Source organism: Hoeflea sp. EC-HK425, assembly GCF_902498795.1.
GTDB classification, from domain to species: domain Bacteria; phylum Pseudomonadota; class Alphaproteobacteria; order Rhizobiales; family Rhizobiaceae; genus Hoeflea; species Hoeflea alexandrii.
In genome coordinates this window covers 1-16,592 of sequence record NZ_LR701571.1, presented here as the reverse complement: position 1 = coordinate 16,592, position 16,592 = coordinate 1, and the positions used below count along the sequence as shown (strand labels likewise).

Here is a 16,592-nt window from a genome sequence, read left to right as displayed (position 1 = left end):
GGCAAATGAGCAAGCGATGAGCAAGCACGAGGGTACGATCGGGAACAGCCGGGTTCACTGGCGCATCATGCGCTGGATCTTGTGGCGCTTTATCCGCACCGCCGCTCAGCGTGTTCTCATGGATAGAAGCCTGAGGAACAAGACGGGCGGTGAAATCCGTTGGTTGCGGAAAGACATCAATTCCTTCTTGAGCGAAGTTTCGACGAGCGTGGCACTCCTGCGTCCGCTGGCGCAGCTTGGCGCATTACCAGATTTCGGCAGTCGCCTCATGGTCGAGCTTGCAATCTTTACAGTGGCGGCGGACCGGACGCTGCGTGACAGCGATCTTGATCCCCAAAGCGCCCGGGACGCCTTGGCGGACATCGGTTGGTCCGTCTATCGCAGGCAGCTTGCCTTCTCGTCCTTGCCAGCTCGCCTCGTCACGCGCGACCCGGGAAAACGATTGCGGTGGAGCATCCGTGGGCTGCTCATATTCCCCTTCCGGCCCGTGGGCGCGCCCGGCTACGCCGCCGAGGTCTTTCGCGAGGGCGAGGACATCCACACGCACTTCACGCACTGTCCCCCGCAAAGCTTTGCCCGGCGCATTGCCGACGAGACCGGCGATCCTGAAGCGCTGGCCGGCTTCGCAAACAGCTGGTGCAAATATGACTGGCCTGGCGCCGATCTGATCGCCGCCGACGGACATCGGGGACACTATATCCGGCGGCAAACACTCTCGGCCGGGGATCCGGTCTGCGACATGTGCTGGGCGGCGCGGACACCCCGCGAGACCAGCGAAAACAACAATGAAGACGGCAAATGAGGCCGGAGCGTGAAAGATCCAGAAATCGCTCTGCGGAGATGAAAGTATGAGAAACGGGTCGATAGCGATCCCATGAAGAACAGGCACTGTGCCCAGGCTGTGGACAGGCGGACCTTATGATGCAGCGGCGATCGCATGTGAAACCGCCCAACTCCGGAGAAACGAGGCTGGATGGGTTGCAGCGGCATGCCTTCGATTACTTCCTGAACGAAACCAATCTCGCCAATGGCCTCGTAGCCGACAAATCGCAGCCGGGCGCGCCCGCGAGCATCGCAGCCGTGGGTTTCGCCCTGGCGGCCTACCCCGTCGGTGTCGAGCGCGCATGGATCTCACGCATAAGTGCAATCGACCGGACTCTGGCGGCATTGCGGTTCTTCAGCAACGCCCCGCAGGGCACGGACCCTGACACGACCGGGCACAAGGGCTTCTTCTATCACTTTCTCGACATGACGACCGGGCGGCGCGCGGGCATTTGCGAGCTGTCCACCGTCGATACCGGATTCCTGCTGGCCGGCATGCTCGCCGCCGCTGCGTATTTTGATCGGAACAGTGAAGACGAGCAGGAGATACGGTCGCTCGCCGACGCGCTTTACCGCCGGGCGGACTGGCAATGGGCCTGCAACGGCGGCGCGACGATCACCCACGGATGGACGCCTGAGGGCGGATTTCTGCCTTACCGCTGGGAAGGCTATGATGAGGCCTCTCTTCTGTATGTGCTCGGGTTGGGCTCGCCAACCCACCCCCTGGCTACGGAGAGCTACATAGCGTGGACCTCGACCTACCAATGGAAGGAAATCTACGGCTACGAATTCATCTATGGAGGCCCGCTCTTCATCCACCAGTACTCGCACATCTGGATCGACTTTCGCGGAATCCAGGATTCGTTCACGCGAGACAAAGGCATCGACTATTTCGAGAACAGCCGCCGCGCCACCTACGTCCAGCGAGAATACGCGATCCGCAATCCGCTCAACTTTGCGGGTTACGGAGAGAACTTCTGGGGCTTAACCGCGAGCGACGGGCCCGGCTGGACGACGCGGCGCGTCAACGGCATCGAGCGCATCTTCTTTGACTATGCCGCCCGCGGGGCGCCGTTCGGTCCTGACGACGGAACGGTCGCGCCGTGGGCCGTGGTGGCGTCGTTGCCGTTCGCACCGGAAATCGTGTTGCCGACGATTGCGCATTTTCAGGACGTATATCCGCAAGTCACAGGCGCATATTGCTTTCGGTGCAGCTTCAATCTGAGCTTTCAGGACGAGGCGGACGCCGATGCCGGCTGGACGTCGCCCTATCACTTCGGGATCAACCTCGGTCCCGTGGTGCTGATGTGCGAGAATTTCCGAACGGATCTGCTTTGGCGCCTTATGCGCGCATGCCCCTACGTGGTCACAGGGCTGCGGCGGGCGGGATTCACCGGCGGTTGGCTGTGACGGCCACGGAGGCGTGCAAATCATGAAGGCCATATCGATCGTCGGTAGGGCGAACGGACAGCTGTATGCGCCTTTGATGAGCTGGAACGACCCGCTGTGGGCGCTATTCTGATGTCGGCAAGCACGGTCGCGGTCGCGATCAACGCGCAACTATTGAAACGGGTCAAACGATAAGCCCATCAACAATGGGCCCGACAGACCACAGAGGAGACATGGCGTAAGGCATAAGACCAGATTTTGGAGGAGAATCCTGTCCGGACCAGGAAAGCAGCATATCCAAGACACGGTTTCTGTAAGCGCCCTGACCTTGGGACGGATCGTGCTTTCCTATGTGCCTCGATTGAGCAACGTTCTGATCTGATCACCGGACCGGCGCACTGCCATGGTGCCCGACGCAATGCATTGCCGCTTGTAGCGGAACTCCAGTGTTCCTATGGTATTTCTAAACTTTGGCCTGATGACCATATCGGCCTGACCGAAACGCAGCCGGGCATGCTCGTTCTGACAGATCTCGATTGATCTTAGCATCGCTTGTACTCCGTTGCGGGGAGCTATCCCAGCTTCGGGTTGGCTTGGATCAACAGCGATCACTACATCGACACCGGTGCTTCGCGCCACATCTATAGGCGCGATGTCCGCATAGGCACCATCCATCAGGACGTGAGATCCGTCAATCAGCGGTGGTAGGATACCTGCGAGCGCAGCACTGGCATAAACGTAGTTAGCAGCTGACCCTCGGTTGTGGACAACACGTTCCCCCGACAGCACATCCGTCGTGCAGACAAAGACAGGGATGGAACCATCCTCCAAGTTTTTGCCCTTGGTCAAGGCGGCAAGGACACCCCGGCCCCAGCTCTCGGTGCGCGCTCCGGCGCCCCAGCCAAAATACATGTCACGTGCCGCAAGCAGCGCAATCGCCAGGCCCCTCACTCTTTCGGCAATGCTTCGGCCTCGAAAGTTCGGCGTTGACGGGAACCCGCTGGTGTCCATTTCAACAAGATCTCGATACCAGTTTGGGTTCAGCGAATAAGTTGCGCCAACCACCGCGCCCATTGACACACCGACAATTGCACTGGGGAAATAACCCAAACTGATCAGGGCTCTCAAAACTCCCACATGCGAAAGACCTCTTGCGCCACCACCACTAAGGACAAGGGCGAAGGACTTGTGTTGGCTGGTCATCAGAGTATTCGCGCCCATCATACGCCGCCCTTCAGTGCGCCTATCGGTTACAACAATCGTGGTGCATACAGCAACGTCCAGAAATCTGAACTCTGCCAGAGTCCCATCGCCGAACATCAGGACCTTCGGTCAACACCTCGGTGAGTATTACGCCAAGCATTACGCTGAAACGCCAAAAAGTGTCGGCGGTGCAATGCCCTTTCGAATGACCATCATGACGCCGACAAGGGAAAGAGACGTGCCGATCAATTCCGGCCAGCCCAGGGACTCGCCATAGTAGAGCAAACCCATTGTCAGCCCGAATATCGGCACAAGAAAGCTGAACGCATTGGCCTTGCTCAGCGGCACTTCTGCAAGAACCGACATCCAGATGACATATACCAGCGCGGAGCCAAAGACCGCTAAGCCAACCAGCGCAAACAGAAATCCGGGAGACCACTCGATCACAGTGAAGTCTTCAGTCACGACGGCAATCATCGCCAGCGGGATACTGCCGATCAACAATTGGACACTGATGGCCATCAGTGGATCGACCGTATCCGCAATCCGTTTCAGCATCACATTGCTGATAGTGATGCCAAGAGCCGCCAGAATGATATACGTGATGCCGATTAGGTAGCTCTCCTGACCACCTCCGAACAATCGTGGTGCAGCGATGACGACGATTCCCAGAAACCCCAGAACAAGACCCGATTTACCCCAGACCGTCAGCCGCTCTCCCAAGACGACACCCGCGAGGGCGGCAGCCATTAAGGGCTGGGTGTTTGTGATAACTGTCGCAATCCCAGGCGACACGAATTCGGCCGCATGAAACATGCCAAAATACCCCAGGCTGGTGGCCCCAAACCCGATTGCTGCAAGGGTGATCCACGTCTTCCAACTGCGCGGAAACGGGCGGCGCAAAGCCAGCGCGATCGCCAGCAGGGTAACGCCTGCGATCACTGCCCGCAAGGTTGCAAACGACAGGTGCGGGGCATAGGCGATGCCAATCGTTATCAACGGATAACAACTCGCCCAGAGAAACATCGCGAAAATGATCTTTGCGGTGGTCAGTATTTTCACGAGTTCATCAATTCATTGTCCTTTTGGCTCCTGGTGAGCGGCCATTTAATTCTTGATCAATAAAGAACCATGGCGACGCATCATTGAGTGGCGCTGGTCCAAATTCTCCAACGGCCTGAGTATCAAAATGACAAAGCGATACATATGATTGCGCTTCGCAACTGCGCCTCCACCGTCAGATATAGTTTGCCCGATCTCCTGCATTGGTCGCCATGGCAATTCACTCATATTGCCAGCGCTCGTGAGCGTATATCAGCGGCCTGCATATCGGAAAAACTCAGCGGGGCTGTAGTCATTCGCCGATGAACTCGAACCACCCAAACCCCCAATTTCTCTTGTTCAGTCCGACACGAAAGGTGCTGCGCATCTTCAAAGTCGCTATGTCTGCAAATCGTCAATTTTTCTCACACATGTCTCCGCCGTTCACGTGCGCGGTCAGTTTTTCGCTACTGCCTCCAGCGCCGTCCAGCGCTTCAGGTATATCCGTTCGTAGATGAACACCGCTGAAATCGCGGCACCTGCATATAGAACGATCATAGGATCGGATCCCAATTTCATTGTCGTGAATGCTGCCAGAACAAATCCGTCGAAGGCAATCGCACAAAGCAGTACAGCCCCATGCGCGCCAATCTCGTGGCGCAAATGCCGAAACACGCCCCAATGCACCAGCATGTCCATTATCAAGTAAAAGAATGCCCCTAGCGATGCGATCCGGCTCAGATCAAAAAACACCGCAAGCGCCGAAGCAAGAACGACCGTGTAGACCAGAGTGTGGCTGCGGATCGGGCCCGACATACCAAAATGGCTGTGAGGTATCATTTTCATATCCGTCAGCATTGCGAGCATGCGCGACACCGCAAATACACTCGCCAACACGCCTGACGCGGTGGCGACAGCTGCCAAGACGACTGTCAAGTAAAAGCCAGACTGGCCCAATGCCGGCGATGCGGCTTCGGCAAGTGAGTAATCCTTGGCGGCAACAATTTGATCAATCGACAGATTGGACCCGACCGCAAAAGCGACAAGCAGATACACTACCGTGCAAATGGCAATCGATATCATGATGGTGCGGCCTACATTGCGATGCGGGTCGGTGATTTCTGCACCACTGTTGGTGATAGTTGTGAAGCCTTTGAAGGCCAGTATCGACAGGGCTACAGACGCAATGAACCCGGTCAAATTAAAGCCGCTATTGGTACTGCTTGCAGCTGCGAACGTGAAGCCGCCCGACCAAAGCGCGACGATGCCAAAGAGCGCAATTCCTCCGATCTTGATGACCGCCATGATGATCGACAAAAGACCGACAGACCGGTTGCCCGAAGCATTCACGATAAAGGCAAACAGGATGACTCCGACCGCCAATACTGGCACCAGCGGGCCCCCTGCGATATCAAAGGGTCGCAATACATAGGTTGCAAATGTCCGCGCCACGAGGCTTTCCGAAATGACCATGGACAGCGCCATCAACAATGCCGCAGCTGCGGCGATGGCGCCTGGCCCGTAGGCTTTCTGCAAGATCATCGCAATCCCGCCAGAGGACGGCCAGGCATTCGACATCTTGATGTAACTGTACGCGCTGAAGGACGTCACGATGGCACCAAATACGAAAGACAGAGCAAAATAGGGTCCGGCCAATTGCGCAATTTGCCCCGTCAGCGCAAAAATACCCGCGCCGATCATCACGCCGGTTCCCATCCCAACGGCACCGGCCAAACTGATTGAGCCCTTGTTCAGGGTGTCATCACCATGTGAATGTTTCAAAACTTTGTCTCTTTCTCAATAGCTTGAACGATGCTCAACGGATCAGCAGCAGTGGACCACAAAGACAGCGTGCCAAACGGGGGCAGAAACGTTCTCTTGCGGCCTCCGAGGAACGGGTCAAGGCAGCGCCACCATCTTGTGCCCCTGACCTTCTATCACGAATTCTCCTTTGGCCATTATCACCGCCTCATCAATGATCCGTATCTTTGGCTCGGCACCGGTAGAAACGAAGAGCGTGCCGGTGCCACGAATTTTGGTCAACTGGAAGTGTTCCAAGGACAGTTCAGAGACCTGGATCTCAACATCGGCAAGGTTGATCGCCGCGATCTTGCCGTCACCGCTACCCGCGATAAAATTTTACGGTCACCCGATAGATCTATCGCGTGCAACTCGACTGCAACGGCAAAGCTCCGCATACACCGTCGGCGTAAAACTCATCAGGTCGATTACGGATGTTCCATTGCCCGAGCGATGGATCGCGACAGCACAGCGCTCATCGGAGGAAATGGCGGTTTGATGCACTGCTCCGGGGACTTCAATCCGCCACACAATCCCGCCAGATGTCGCATCCGGAACGCTGAGAATGCTGATGCCCGCATCCGAGGGTCCGATCGGTTTATCCTCGGCCAGTGAATTGTGAGCAGCATGCTCTATCTCGGACACACTCTCGGTTTTGGTCGGTTCCTGCATCGCCTCAAGTCCGATGATCCGCTTTCCTGCTTCGCCGCCTTCGGCATTGACCATGAGCACCGAAAAGGCGCTATTTTCCGGTGCAATCACGACAGGCTGAGCTGTCGTGATTGCAATCGAAAGCATCAACGCCGCCAATATGGCGACATTCAATACTATCAAGAGGAAATTCCCTCCGATGTTCTCCGTAAATCATGGACTGCGCTTTCATCGGCGTCCAACGCGACTAATTCGGAGCGCTGCCGGATCACTGAGGCCGCGAATATCAGCAGCATGCCGGATGCAAGCCCTACCAGGATGAGTGTCATTTTGTTTCTCCTCATAAGACGAAATTCTGCAACATACACCGGGATGTGGCGGATCAGCTCGCGCCGCAGCATCCGCCGGTTTTGGTGCCTGTGCCATGGTCAACCTTTACGACTGCAGGCGGGTCCATACTTGGCACAGCAACATTGGCCTCTTGAGTTTTGGACGTAGACCCGCAGCAGCAGCCTTTCGGTGATTGATCGGGCGTTACGCCGGTCGGGATGATCTTTGTTTGCATTTTGGTTTTCTCCATGAAAAATTGTCTCCTGCAAGTATAGACGCCTGCGCCGCGCCGGCATTACGCAGTCCCAGACACCCTCAGAGGTCTGCCCAGTTCGACAGAGTGCAATCGCAGCCTGACAGGCCATGCTTTGGGCAGATCCGGGTCATCTCTGCGAACCTCTCCTTCAGAGCCTGTCTTCCACATCCAAGTCGATCGTCTATCGTACTCTCGCTGAGCCCCAAGCTGTGCGCGACGCCCTCCCTCCGCTCTCCATCGACATCGATGCGCCGAACAATATTGGCCTGTTCAAGCGGAAGCGTGGACAGGAGCATGTCGATGCAGTCACGTATCAGCTCGTCGAGTTCAGTGTCACTTGTCGGATCAGAACTAGGCTGACGTTTCACATGCTCATTCCTTGATACGCTTTTCAGAGTTGCACACATCGGCACCCCTGATTGAGCTCCTCCGATGACCAGGTGGAGTTTCCAGTTATCTGTGGCTTAGGCCTGTCTTTCGACCTCCCAAGCATGCCAACCCTCTAGATGAGAAGACGCGCATCGGGGTTGGACATTACACTCGGTGGGGCATCGAGCTGGCGAGGTGTCGACGATGGCCGATCGCCCCGAGAGTGATCGCAGTCACAAATCATGAAGCCGCCTTCCCCACAAACTTTGCAGACCTCGGCTATTTTTTTCCTCAACGCTGTTCTCGCGCGATGGACCCGAACTCCCAAAGAGTTCGAGTTCAGCCCCAGTTCATTTGCGACAGCCGTGCGCGGCTCGTCTCGTAGATCAATCCGAGCCAACAATTCTGCCTGAGACGGCTGAAGCATCTTCATCGCCGCCGCGATGCAGGTACACGCGGGCTCCGCAACATCGATGTCCTCCTGCTGGGTCACCTTGGTCTCGATCGCATAGGCCTCTGCGCCGCGATTTCGCGCCGCTTGCCGCCGGTAGTGATCCGTCAAGGTGTGGTTCAGGGTGACGCCGAGCCAGGCATCCAGCCTCTCATCGTCCTCAATCTGGGCATGGTGGCGCAGTACCTTTACGCAGAAATCTTGAAAGACATCCTCGGCATCCTGTGGCCTGCTCAATCGCCGGCGAAGAAAGCCGAGGAACCGGTTGCGGGATTCGACGAGTTTTGCCTCAACGACTCGGCGCGAGATCGTTGTTGCACTGTTGTTTTGTTCAGCAAACATTCCTGTTCCTTTCACATGACTTTGTGCAGCACCGACATGCGATGCTGGCAGTGAGACCTGTGAAAGGAGTCGTGGTGGTTGAAAGATCAGGTACCGCACTTCACGCAGCGTGAAGTGCGCATCAAACTGGCGCTCTGATGAACCCACCCAGCCCACCGGCACCAGGCTGCTCTTCGGAAGAATTCCCGCTAGGCAGTGAAGCCCGAGGTGGCAATCTACGCCGGGAACAGCTTTCTCCGCATCATCGCTGACACCCGCAACATGGGTGACCAATTCGTTGGTGGACTGCGTCGACGGATTGTGATGGTCAAACTCAGGGGTAACAGCCAGAGCAGAATAAAGTAAAGCCGCGACTACCGCGATGATAGTCACCACACGCAACCTAATCGTGCATTTTGCAACCTTCAATCTGAGCATGCGCACAATTTTTCCCAGACTCTACCCATCTTGTTTAGAGCTTCTTCGCACTGCTCGCCTTGACTTGGATCAAGCGCCGAGGTCCCGCCGGGCGGCGTTTACAGAACCGGGATAGACCTTCTTTGCGTCCTGATGTTAGCCTGGCCTTAATAGTTGCTGCAGTATTTGGCGGCATGGGGCCAAACACACCAACCGACGTTGCGACGCCCCGCCATAAGTGTCATCGGTTTCCCGCTACGAATAGACTCATCTGTGGAAGCCGGTCGAAACCATATCTGTAATAATCGGAGCCGTGGCAGAGCTAGACCGACAGGAAGGAATGCGCATTGGAGTATACCGCAACGCTTTTGTCGCTCATGGCCTTCCCGGACATTGATCCGGTCATCTTCGCCATCGGCCCGGTTCAGGTGCGCTGGTATGGTCTTTCCTATGTCATCGGCATCCTGTTGGGCTGGCGGTACGCCCGCAAGCTCGTCGAGAACGAAAAGCTCTGGCCAGCCAGCGGTCCGCGCATGACAGCGCTCGACATCGATGACTTCCTGCTCTGGGCCACTGTCGGCATCGTTGCAGGCGGGCGCATCGGTTACATCCTGTTTTATGACTTTGCCGCGGTATCAGCCAATCCTGTCCGCGCCCTGGAAATATGGAATGGTGGCATGTCGTTCCATGGAGGGTTGCTCGGAACGCTTGTTGCCATGCTCCTGTTTGCCCACAAACGAAGCATCCCGGTCTTTAACCTGTTTGATGTAGTTTGCGCTGTCGTGCCTGTGGGCCTGTTTTTCGGCCGGCTGGCCAATTTCATCAATTCCGAACTCTGGGGCAAACTGACCGACGCGCCGTGGGCATTCGTGTTCCCCACCGGTGGCCCTTTCCCGCGTCACCCGACCCAGCTGTATGAAGCCGCACTCGAAGGCCTGCTGCTGCTCTCGGTGCTGGCATGGCAGATCTACCGCCGCCAGGCTCTCAAACATCGCGGCCTCATCGCCGGCATTTTTGTGTCTGGCTATGCACTGTCTCGGATATTCGTCGAGTTCTTCAGGGAACCTGACATCCAGATCGGGTATCTCGCCGGCGGCTGGCTGACCATGGGTATGGTGCTATCGCTGCCGATGCTGGCTGTCGGCCTCTGGGCCGTCGCCACCGCCAAATCGCGCGCCTGAGCAAGACCGGGAAGGTTTCCGCGCCCGGCCTTGCTTTGCCTGAACTCGTGATCGAGCTGTGCCGCGGACGGCACTGTAACGTTACCCGAGAAACGATGAAAATATGGGAACTGGCGGCATGACCAGATCTGCATGTGATCCTCTCTATCGTCGCCATCGTTTTCTAGCGGAAGTGATTGCCCATGCCGTATGGCTCTATTTCCGGTTTCCGCTCAGCCTGCGCATGGTCGAGGATATTTTGGCAGCTCGAGGTATCATCGTCTCTCACCAGACTGTGAGACTGTGGGCGGAGAAATTCGGCAGGCAGTTCGCAAATGATATTCGGAGGCGATCAGCCGGCAGGCTCGGTGGCAAATGGTACCTCGACGAGGTCGTCATCACCATTGGCGGGAAGAAACACTGGTTGTGGCGCGCCGTCGATCAGCGTGGCTTCGTCCTCGACGTTCTGGTCCAAAACCACCGCGATGCCAGAGCTGCCAAGCGGTTGATGCGCAAGCTTCTGAAAGGCCAAGGTTCTGCCCCGCGCGTTATGATCACCGACAAGCTTCGATCCTATGGTGCGGCGAAGCGGGAGATCATGCCCGGCGTCGAGCATCGTTCGCACAAGGGCCTGAACAATCGGGCGGAGAATTCTCATCAACCTATCCGGCGACGGGCGAGGATCATGAAGCGGCCCAAGTCACCGCGCCAACTTCAGCGCTTCGTCTCAATCCACGACCCGATCGCCAACCTCTTCCAAATTCCTCGCCACGACATGCTATCTCACCATTATCGACAGCTGCGAGGGGCCGCGATGAAGATGTGGAGCGAGATCGCCCATCTTCAGGTAGTCTGATCGCAGACGTCATGCCCTACCTTGACCCACTGCTGTCCGGTTTAAATTGCTGGACTGAGCGCATGACTTTAATTCTACTCGCATTCAGGCGTTTCGCGACGGTCTGGACACGAACAGGAGATCAATGTCATGCGGCACCACAATAGCGTCTTTCATCAGATTCAAAAGCATGTTCCCTGGGGCGTGTTCGACAGGCTTGTGGACGAGTACAAGGCCGATTACCGGGTTCGCAAACTGACCACCAAGAGCCAGTTTCTGGCGCTGTTGTTTGGCCAGCTTGCCGGCGCGGTCAGCCTGCGCGAAATCGAGGCGGGGCTTTCGAGCCAGCAGTCGCGGCTTTACCATGCGGGCGGGCGCTGCGTCGCCCGCACCACGCTGGCCGAGGCCAATGCCCGGAGGCCGGCGGCGGTGTTTTCAGGCCTGTTTGCCCATATCGCAGCAACCGCCAGCCGCCGCACCCGCCGTCATATCAGCGAAGCAGTGCGCATACTCGACGCCACCCGTGTCGAGCTCTCGTCGTTGCGCTCGGGATGGGCCGACATGGTCAGCGGCCACCGGGCGATCAAGCTGCATGTGAGCTACGATCCCCATGCCGATGCCCCTCTCGGGGCCACTGTCACCGGCCAGAAGACCAACGACATCACCCCGGCCAAAACCATCCAGATCGAACCTGGCATGACCTATGTCTTTGATCTGGCTTACTATGATTTTGGCTGGTGGGCTGAACTCGACGCCAAGGGCTGCCGCTTCGTCACAAGGCTGAAGACCCACACCAGACTTGAAGTGACGCACGTGCGGCCGCTTTCGGCAGACAATGACGCCATTCTCTCTGACCGCATCGGACTGCTGCCGCAGCGCATGGCCCGGTCGCGCAAGAACCCAATGGCCGACCCGGTGCGCGAGATTACTGTCAGCATCTCCACCGGCAAGACCATCCGCATCCTGACCAATGATCTCGACGCCCCCGCCAGCGAGATCGCCGAGCTCTACAAGCAGCGCTGGCAGATCGAGCTGTTCTTCAAATGGATCAAGCAGAACCTCAAGATCCGCCATTTCCTCGGAACCTCGGAGAATGCCGTGCGCATCCAGATCTTCGTGGCGCTGATTGCCTATCTGTTGCTGCGCATGGCGCAGGCCTGCCAGGACAAAGTCAGCCAACCTCTGGCATTTGCCCGACTGGTGCGGCTCAATCTCATGCACAGGCGCCACATCGGCGAGCTCAGCCAACTCCAACGAAGACCCGTCACAAACCAAGATCAGATGCTGCTGATATGAACGCCGGGGCTAAACCGGACAGCAGTGACCTTGACCCGAGGCCGATAAGTTTACAGTGCCCATAGACCTCATACCAACCGGTATCAAGCCATTGAATTTACTTTTTTATTAGCGCCTTGTTAGTTTCCGATACCATCAAAGCGAGTTCCATGATGCAGACATGACTACAGAAAGTTGTCCTTTCTGTGGCTCTCTCTAAAGCCAAGAGACAACAAGTCCTCGCGGCGCTCGGCATCGTGCTCTACTACGCCGTAGTAGCACTTGAGCGAATTTTCGCATGTTGTGCCGACCGCCCGCAGGGTTGACGCTTGGCCTCAATGCGGGCCGGTATGTGGCCGGATCGCGGACGCCGGTGAGGCCGGAAAAGCCCGGCGGCTGGCCGCATGGCGACCCGGCCCCGGCTTCCGCAGCCATTCAATCCATTGAGCCCCTCGCCTCGCTCCGCAACCTGCCAGAGACTCTCAGGCGCGGCGCGCATCCGGCGTTTCCGCACCCGAGGCGGCACGGCGATTCACCAAGCCCCAGACACATTAGTATTAATGAATGTTTTTCGGATTAAGAAAACATAAAGGGCTCCCCGGTTAAGTATAATTCGGCAATGAATTTGCATTTCGCTCAGGAGATGCGTTTCCTGTTGCACATCGAGACATGGGAGCGGATGATGAACTGGAACGTCGTGAAACGATTTGCAAATGCTGCTTCGACCTATCCTGACAGGCCAGCGCTGGTCGCCGGTACGACCAGGCTAAGCTACAACAGCCTTCAGCAATTGGCACAAGGCGTTTCCGCACAACTCCGACCGGCCTTGCGCCAAGGTCGCGTTGGCGTCCTCGGCACAAGGAGCATCGAAGTCTGTGCGGCGTTCCTTGGAACCGCGTGGGCCGGAGGCACCTATGTTCCGCTCGGCCTCAACCATCCCGATGCAAGACTGATTTCCCTGTTCGAGCTTCTGGAACTGGACGCTTTGATTGTCGATCGCGCCGGCTTCATGCGCCTCTCACCTGAAATCCGCCGCGCCGCACCACCGCTGATCCTCGTGCCCGAGGACGAACCCGGCACGTTTGCGCCATTGGAAGAGGGATCGCCCGCCGCCGAGCAAGACACATCCGGCAGCCCGGCAGTCGTTGGCCCCGCAGTCGTCGGCCCCGATCACCTCGCCTACATCATCTTCACCTCGGGCACGACCGGCATGCCAAAGGGCGTCATGGTGAATTCACGGTCCATCGGACTTTATCTCGACGCCATTCATCCCTGGTACGAGCTCGGGCCGGAGGACCGCGCGGCGGAAACCTGCGAGGCAAATTTCGACCTCTCGATCCACAACATGCTGACCGCATGGTCCGGCGGCGCCGCACTGCATATCATGCGCCCTCTAGACATGGTTTCGGCCGCGCGGTTCATTCGCGCTAACGAGATCACGACATGGCTGTCGGTACCCTCCGTCGTTGCCCTGATGCGCCAGGCGGGAGGACTTGCGGCCGGCAGCCTGCCGTCACTTCGCCTGACCTGGTTCTGCGGCGAGCCTTTGTCCGTGCAGGCGGTGCGCGACTGGTCGGCTGCAGCGCCCAACAGCGTGATCGAGAATTTCTACGGACCGACCGAGATCACCGTCGCTGTCCTTCGGCAGCGCTGGGACGGCGAAGGGCCGGTCACAAGAGAACGCGGCATTGTCGCCATCGGCCAGCCAATTGACGGGGTCTCCGCGACGATCGTCGATACCGCCGGCAATCCGGTTCCGGATGGAATTCCCGGGGAAATCGTTCTGGCGGCCGAACAATGCTCGCAAGGCTACTTCAAGCTGCCCGAGCTGACGGCGGAAAAATTCCGCACGTTCGGCGGCAAGCCGGGCTATCTGACCGGCGACCGCGGCTACAAGGATCCTGACGGCGTCTTCCACCACCTCGGGCGGCTCGACAACCAGATCAAGTTCAAGGGCCACCGGATCGAGCTTGAAGAGATCGACGCCCGCCTGCGAGAAGCCGCGGAAGCGGAACTGGTGGGAACGGTGACCTGGCCGATGACCGGCGATGTGGTGGGCGGCCTGGCTGCCTTCTACAAGTCCGGCACGGTGGAGCCCGAGCAGGTGAGGGCAAGACTGCGCCAGTTGCTGCCCGCCTACATGGTGCCCGATCATCTCGAGGCCATTGCCGACATGCCGCTCAGCAGCAACGGCAAGGTGGACCGCAAGGCGCTTGTGGCGATGCTCGACAACCGTGACCAGGCGAGGGCTGCAAGCTGATGACTTTGCTATCCACTGCCATCCCGGGACACCGCCAGGCCTCCCGGTTCAACCCCTTTGAGTGGCGCCGCCGGTGGCTGACGATCGACAGCAACGATGCGGTCATTGCCTGGGCGCAGACATTGCCCGGCCAGACGGTTCTGCATGTGGTGCTGCTGGCAACGCTGCTGCTGATTCCGATCCTCAGGACAAGCCACGTCGCGCTGATGACCGTCGCGCTCGGACTGTGCTGGGCGTTCCCGCACCGCAGGCTCCTCGTGCTGACCGTCACCGGCCTCACCTATTTCCTGCTGCGGCCCTTCAAGATGGGCCCGCATTACGACTATTTCGAACAGGTTGCGGCTCCGCTGATCCCCTTGCTTCCGGCTGCCCTGATCTCGGTGCCGTTCGGGGTGCTGTTTCTGGTCTTCGCCGTCGCCATGGTGCGAAATCAAGACCGCAAGCTTCTGGTTTTTGCCAGCAACCGCCCGCTCCTGTTCATGTTCCTGATCGGCTGCGGTCTTGCAGCCGCCACCCTCCTCCTGCCGCGCGAGCATGGACTGTTCGCCCCGGTCTGGATCGCTCTGGCCTATTTGACGTCGAGCTTCTTCTTTCTCGGCTACGTGCTGCTCGATAACCGCTCGAAGACCAAGGTCCCGGTCCACGCCCAACTGGGCTTCATGCGCCCGTTCTGGGCCGGCTTCGCGCCGCCGATGAAAGGACCGGCCTTCATCCTCAAGGCGGAAGCGAAGTCGGACGCCGACCTGGCCGTCTCCCGGCTCAAGGGCGTGAAGCTGGCGGTCTGGGCGCTCATCCTGTTCCTTGTCTGGGAATGGGTGTTCAATCGCCTGATCCATGCACAGTGGGCATTCCCGCGCCTTGATGATCTGATTGCCGCTTCGGCAGCGGGCGCACAGGCGCCGCTTGCCATGCGCTGGGGCGCGGTCGCGGTCGAGTTCATGGCAATGGTGATCTACATGGGCGCCGCCATTCATGCGCTTGTTGCGGTGGTCCGCGTTGCCGGTTTCTGCATTCCGCGCGGCATGGTCCGCCCGCTCAGCTCGCGCACGATTGCCGAGTTCTGGGGCCGCTACCTGTTCTATTTCAAGGAAATTCTGGTCGATTTCTTCTTCTATCCGACATTCCGCCGCTATTTCAAGAATCACCCCCGTCTCCGCATGGCGTTCGCGACCTTCGCCGCGGCCTTCGTCGGCAACGTGCTGTTCGATTTCATGCACACCATCCCCTCGGTCGCCTTCGAGGGATCGGAGCGCTACCTGAACGGCCTTATCAGCTACTGTGTCTATGCCGGCGTTCTGACCGCAGGCATCATCTGGTCGCAACTGGCCCAATCAGCGCCTCGCAAGGAAGATGGATTTGTCCGCTACAGCCTCCTTCCCCGCGCTCAGGTCATCTTGTTTTTCGCCCTGCTGCAGGTGATCGACGATTCAAGCGCAACCGTGCTGATCGGCGACCGCCTGAGCTATCTGACCGGACTATTCGGAGTGAGCATATGAACAACGAGAAACTCGACAGCCTTCGGCAAAACATTAGTGACATGCTCGTAAGGCGCGGCCAGTCGCCGCATTTCGCCGATGACGAATCCCTGTTTGACAGCGGCCGCCTGGATTCCGCCTCCGCAGTCAATCTACTGCTTGAGCTGGAAACGATCTTCGGCGTGGATCTCGCCGACCCGGACTTCGACATTTCGCAGATCGACAGCTTTGCAGAGATTACAAGGCTCGCTCAAAGCCAAGGCTAGATGTTTGTTCCCAGCATTTGATGGGTCGGATCAAGGATGAACCTTTCGGGTTCAATTGTCCACCGTTTGTGACATCGCCCACAGTCAGCCCGTTTATTGTATAGATAAGGCATCGAAGAAACCAATCTCCCATTGCGGTCAGAGTGAGAGCGGCGGTGCAAAAGTCGGCCATGGTAGCGGCGGAATAGTCCGGCCGCGGGCGGAGTAAAATCCGGCCACCTATTTTCCTTCTGCGACGAATGCAGGAGGGCTTGGGGATCTACACCGTGGA

The 16,592-nt window shown here is 58.0% G+C and carries 14 protein-coding genes and 1 pseudogene; 8 read left to right on the top strand and 7 right to left on the bottom strand.

The window, feature by feature from the left end:
- The first annotated feature begins 16 nt into the window (after positions 1-16).
- Positions 17-802: a hypothetical protein gene (locus tag SPHINGO391_RS02450; RefSeq protein WP_152007350.1), complete on the top strand. Its 786-nt coding sequence runs from the start codon at positions 17-19 to the stop codon at positions 800-802.
- A gap of 119 nt (positions 803-921) precedes the next feature.
- A complete protein-coding gene (locus SPHINGO391_RS02445) occupies positions 922-2,232 on the top strand; it encodes a glucoamylase family protein (protein WP_193217167.1) in 1,311 nt (436 codons plus the stop codon).
- Positions 2,233-2,559: 327 nt separating this feature from the next.
- Here SPHINGO391_RS02445 and SPHINGO391_RS02440 read toward each other — a convergent pair whose 3' ends face one another.
- The 7 genes from SPHINGO391_RS02440 to SPHINGO391_RS02410 all read right to left on the bottom strand — a co-directional run bounded on the left by SPHINGO391_RS02440 (position 2,560) and on the right by SPHINGO391_RS02410 (position 9,071).
- Positions 2,560-3,414, bottom strand: coding sequence for a patatin-like phospholipase family protein (locus SPHINGO391_RS02440; protein ID WP_193217163.1), 855 nt, complete (start codon positions 3,412-3,414; stop codon positions 2,560-2,562).
- Between the two features lie 159 nt (positions 3,415-3,573).
- Positions 3,574-4,476 (bottom strand): DMT family transporter, encoded by a 903-nt coding sequence (locus tag SPHINGO391_RS02435; RefSeq protein ID WP_244615089.1) that lies wholly within the window; start codon positions 4,474-4,476, stop codon positions 3,574-3,576.
- Between the two features lie 435 nt (positions 4,477-4,911).
- Complete coding sequence (locus SPHINGO391_RS02430) at positions 4,912-6,237, bottom strand: APC family permease (RefSeq protein ID WP_152007347.1); 1,326 nt, start codon at positions 6,235-6,237, stop codon at positions 4,912-4,914.
- A 117-nt stretch (positions 6,238-6,354) separates the two neighbouring features.
- Positions 6,355-6,498 carry a hypothetical protein gene (locus SPHINGO391_RS02425; protein ID WP_193217162.1) on the bottom strand — a complete coding sequence of 48 codons (144 nt, stop codon included), beginning with the start codon at positions 6,496-6,498 and terminating at the stop codon, positions 6,355-6,357.
- A gap of 102 nt (positions 6,499-6,600) precedes the next feature.
- The gene (locus SPHINGO391_RS02420; protein ID WP_152007346.1) at positions 6,601-7,089 is read right to left on the bottom strand and encodes a hypothetical protein; all 489 of its coding nucleotides are present in this window, start codon (positions 7,087-7,089) and stop codon (positions 6,601-6,603) included.
- The gene (locus tag SPHINGO391_RS02415) at positions 7,086-7,235 is read right to left on the bottom strand and encodes a hypothetical protein (protein WP_193217161.1); all 150 of its coding nucleotides are present in this window, start codon (positions 7,233-7,235) and stop codon (positions 7,086-7,088) included. Before SPHINGO391_RS02415 ends, SPHINGO391_RS02420 begins: the two co-directional genes overlap by 4 nt.
- 759 nt (positions 7,236-7,994) lie before the next feature.
- Positions 7,995-9,071 (bottom strand): sigma-70 family RNA polymerase sigma factor, encoded by a 1,077-nt coding sequence (locus SPHINGO391_RS02410; RefSeq protein WP_152007345.1) that lies wholly within the window; start codon positions 9,069-9,071, stop codon positions 7,995-7,997.
- Positions 9,072-9,397: 326 nt separating this feature from the next.
- Here SPHINGO391_RS02410 and lgt point away from each other — a divergent pair, with 326 nt between their 5' ends.
- The 6 genes and pseudogenes from lgt (at position 9,398) to SPHINGO391_RS02380 (ending at position 16,321) form a co-directional block, all read left to right on the top strand.
- Positions 9,398-10,231 carry a prolipoprotein diacylglyceryl transferase gene (lgt, locus tag SPHINGO391_RS02405; protein ID WP_193217160.1) on the top strand — a complete coding sequence of 278 codons (834 nt, stop codon included), beginning with the start codon at positions 9,398-9,400 and terminating at the stop codon, positions 10,229-10,231.
- 118 nt (positions 10,232-10,349) lie between these two features.
- Positions 10,350-11,066, top strand: a complete 717-nt coding sequence (locus SPHINGO391_RS02400) for an IS6 family transposase (protein ID WP_152007344.1) — start codon at positions 10,350-10,352, stop codon at positions 11,064-11,066.
- A 129-nt stretch (positions 11,067-11,195) separates the two neighbouring features.
- A pseudogene (locus tag SPHINGO391_RS02395) lies at positions 11,196-12,278 on the top strand (IS4 family transposase); the annotation flags it as partial.
- A gap of 661 nt (positions 12,279-12,939) precedes the next feature.
- Positions 12,940-14,580 (top strand): AMP-binding protein, encoded by a 1,641-nt coding sequence (locus tag SPHINGO391_RS02390; protein WP_152007342.1) that lies wholly within the window; start codon positions 12,940-12,942, stop codon positions 14,578-14,580.
- Positions 14,580-16,076 carry a hypothetical protein gene (locus tag SPHINGO391_RS02385; protein WP_152007341.1) on the top strand — a complete coding sequence of 499 codons (1,497 nt, stop codon included), beginning with the start codon at positions 14,580-14,582 and terminating at the stop codon, positions 16,074-16,076. The genes SPHINGO391_RS02390 and SPHINGO391_RS02385 overlap by 1 nt, the downstream gene beginning before the upstream one ends.
- Positions 16,073-16,321 carry a phosphopantetheine-binding protein gene (locus SPHINGO391_RS02380; protein WP_152007340.1) on the top strand — a complete coding sequence of 83 codons (249 nt, stop codon included), beginning with the start codon at positions 16,073-16,075 and terminating at the stop codon, positions 16,319-16,321. Before SPHINGO391_RS02385 ends, SPHINGO391_RS02380 begins: the two co-directional genes overlap by 4 nt.
- Positions 16,322-16,592: the final 271 nt, after the last annotated feature.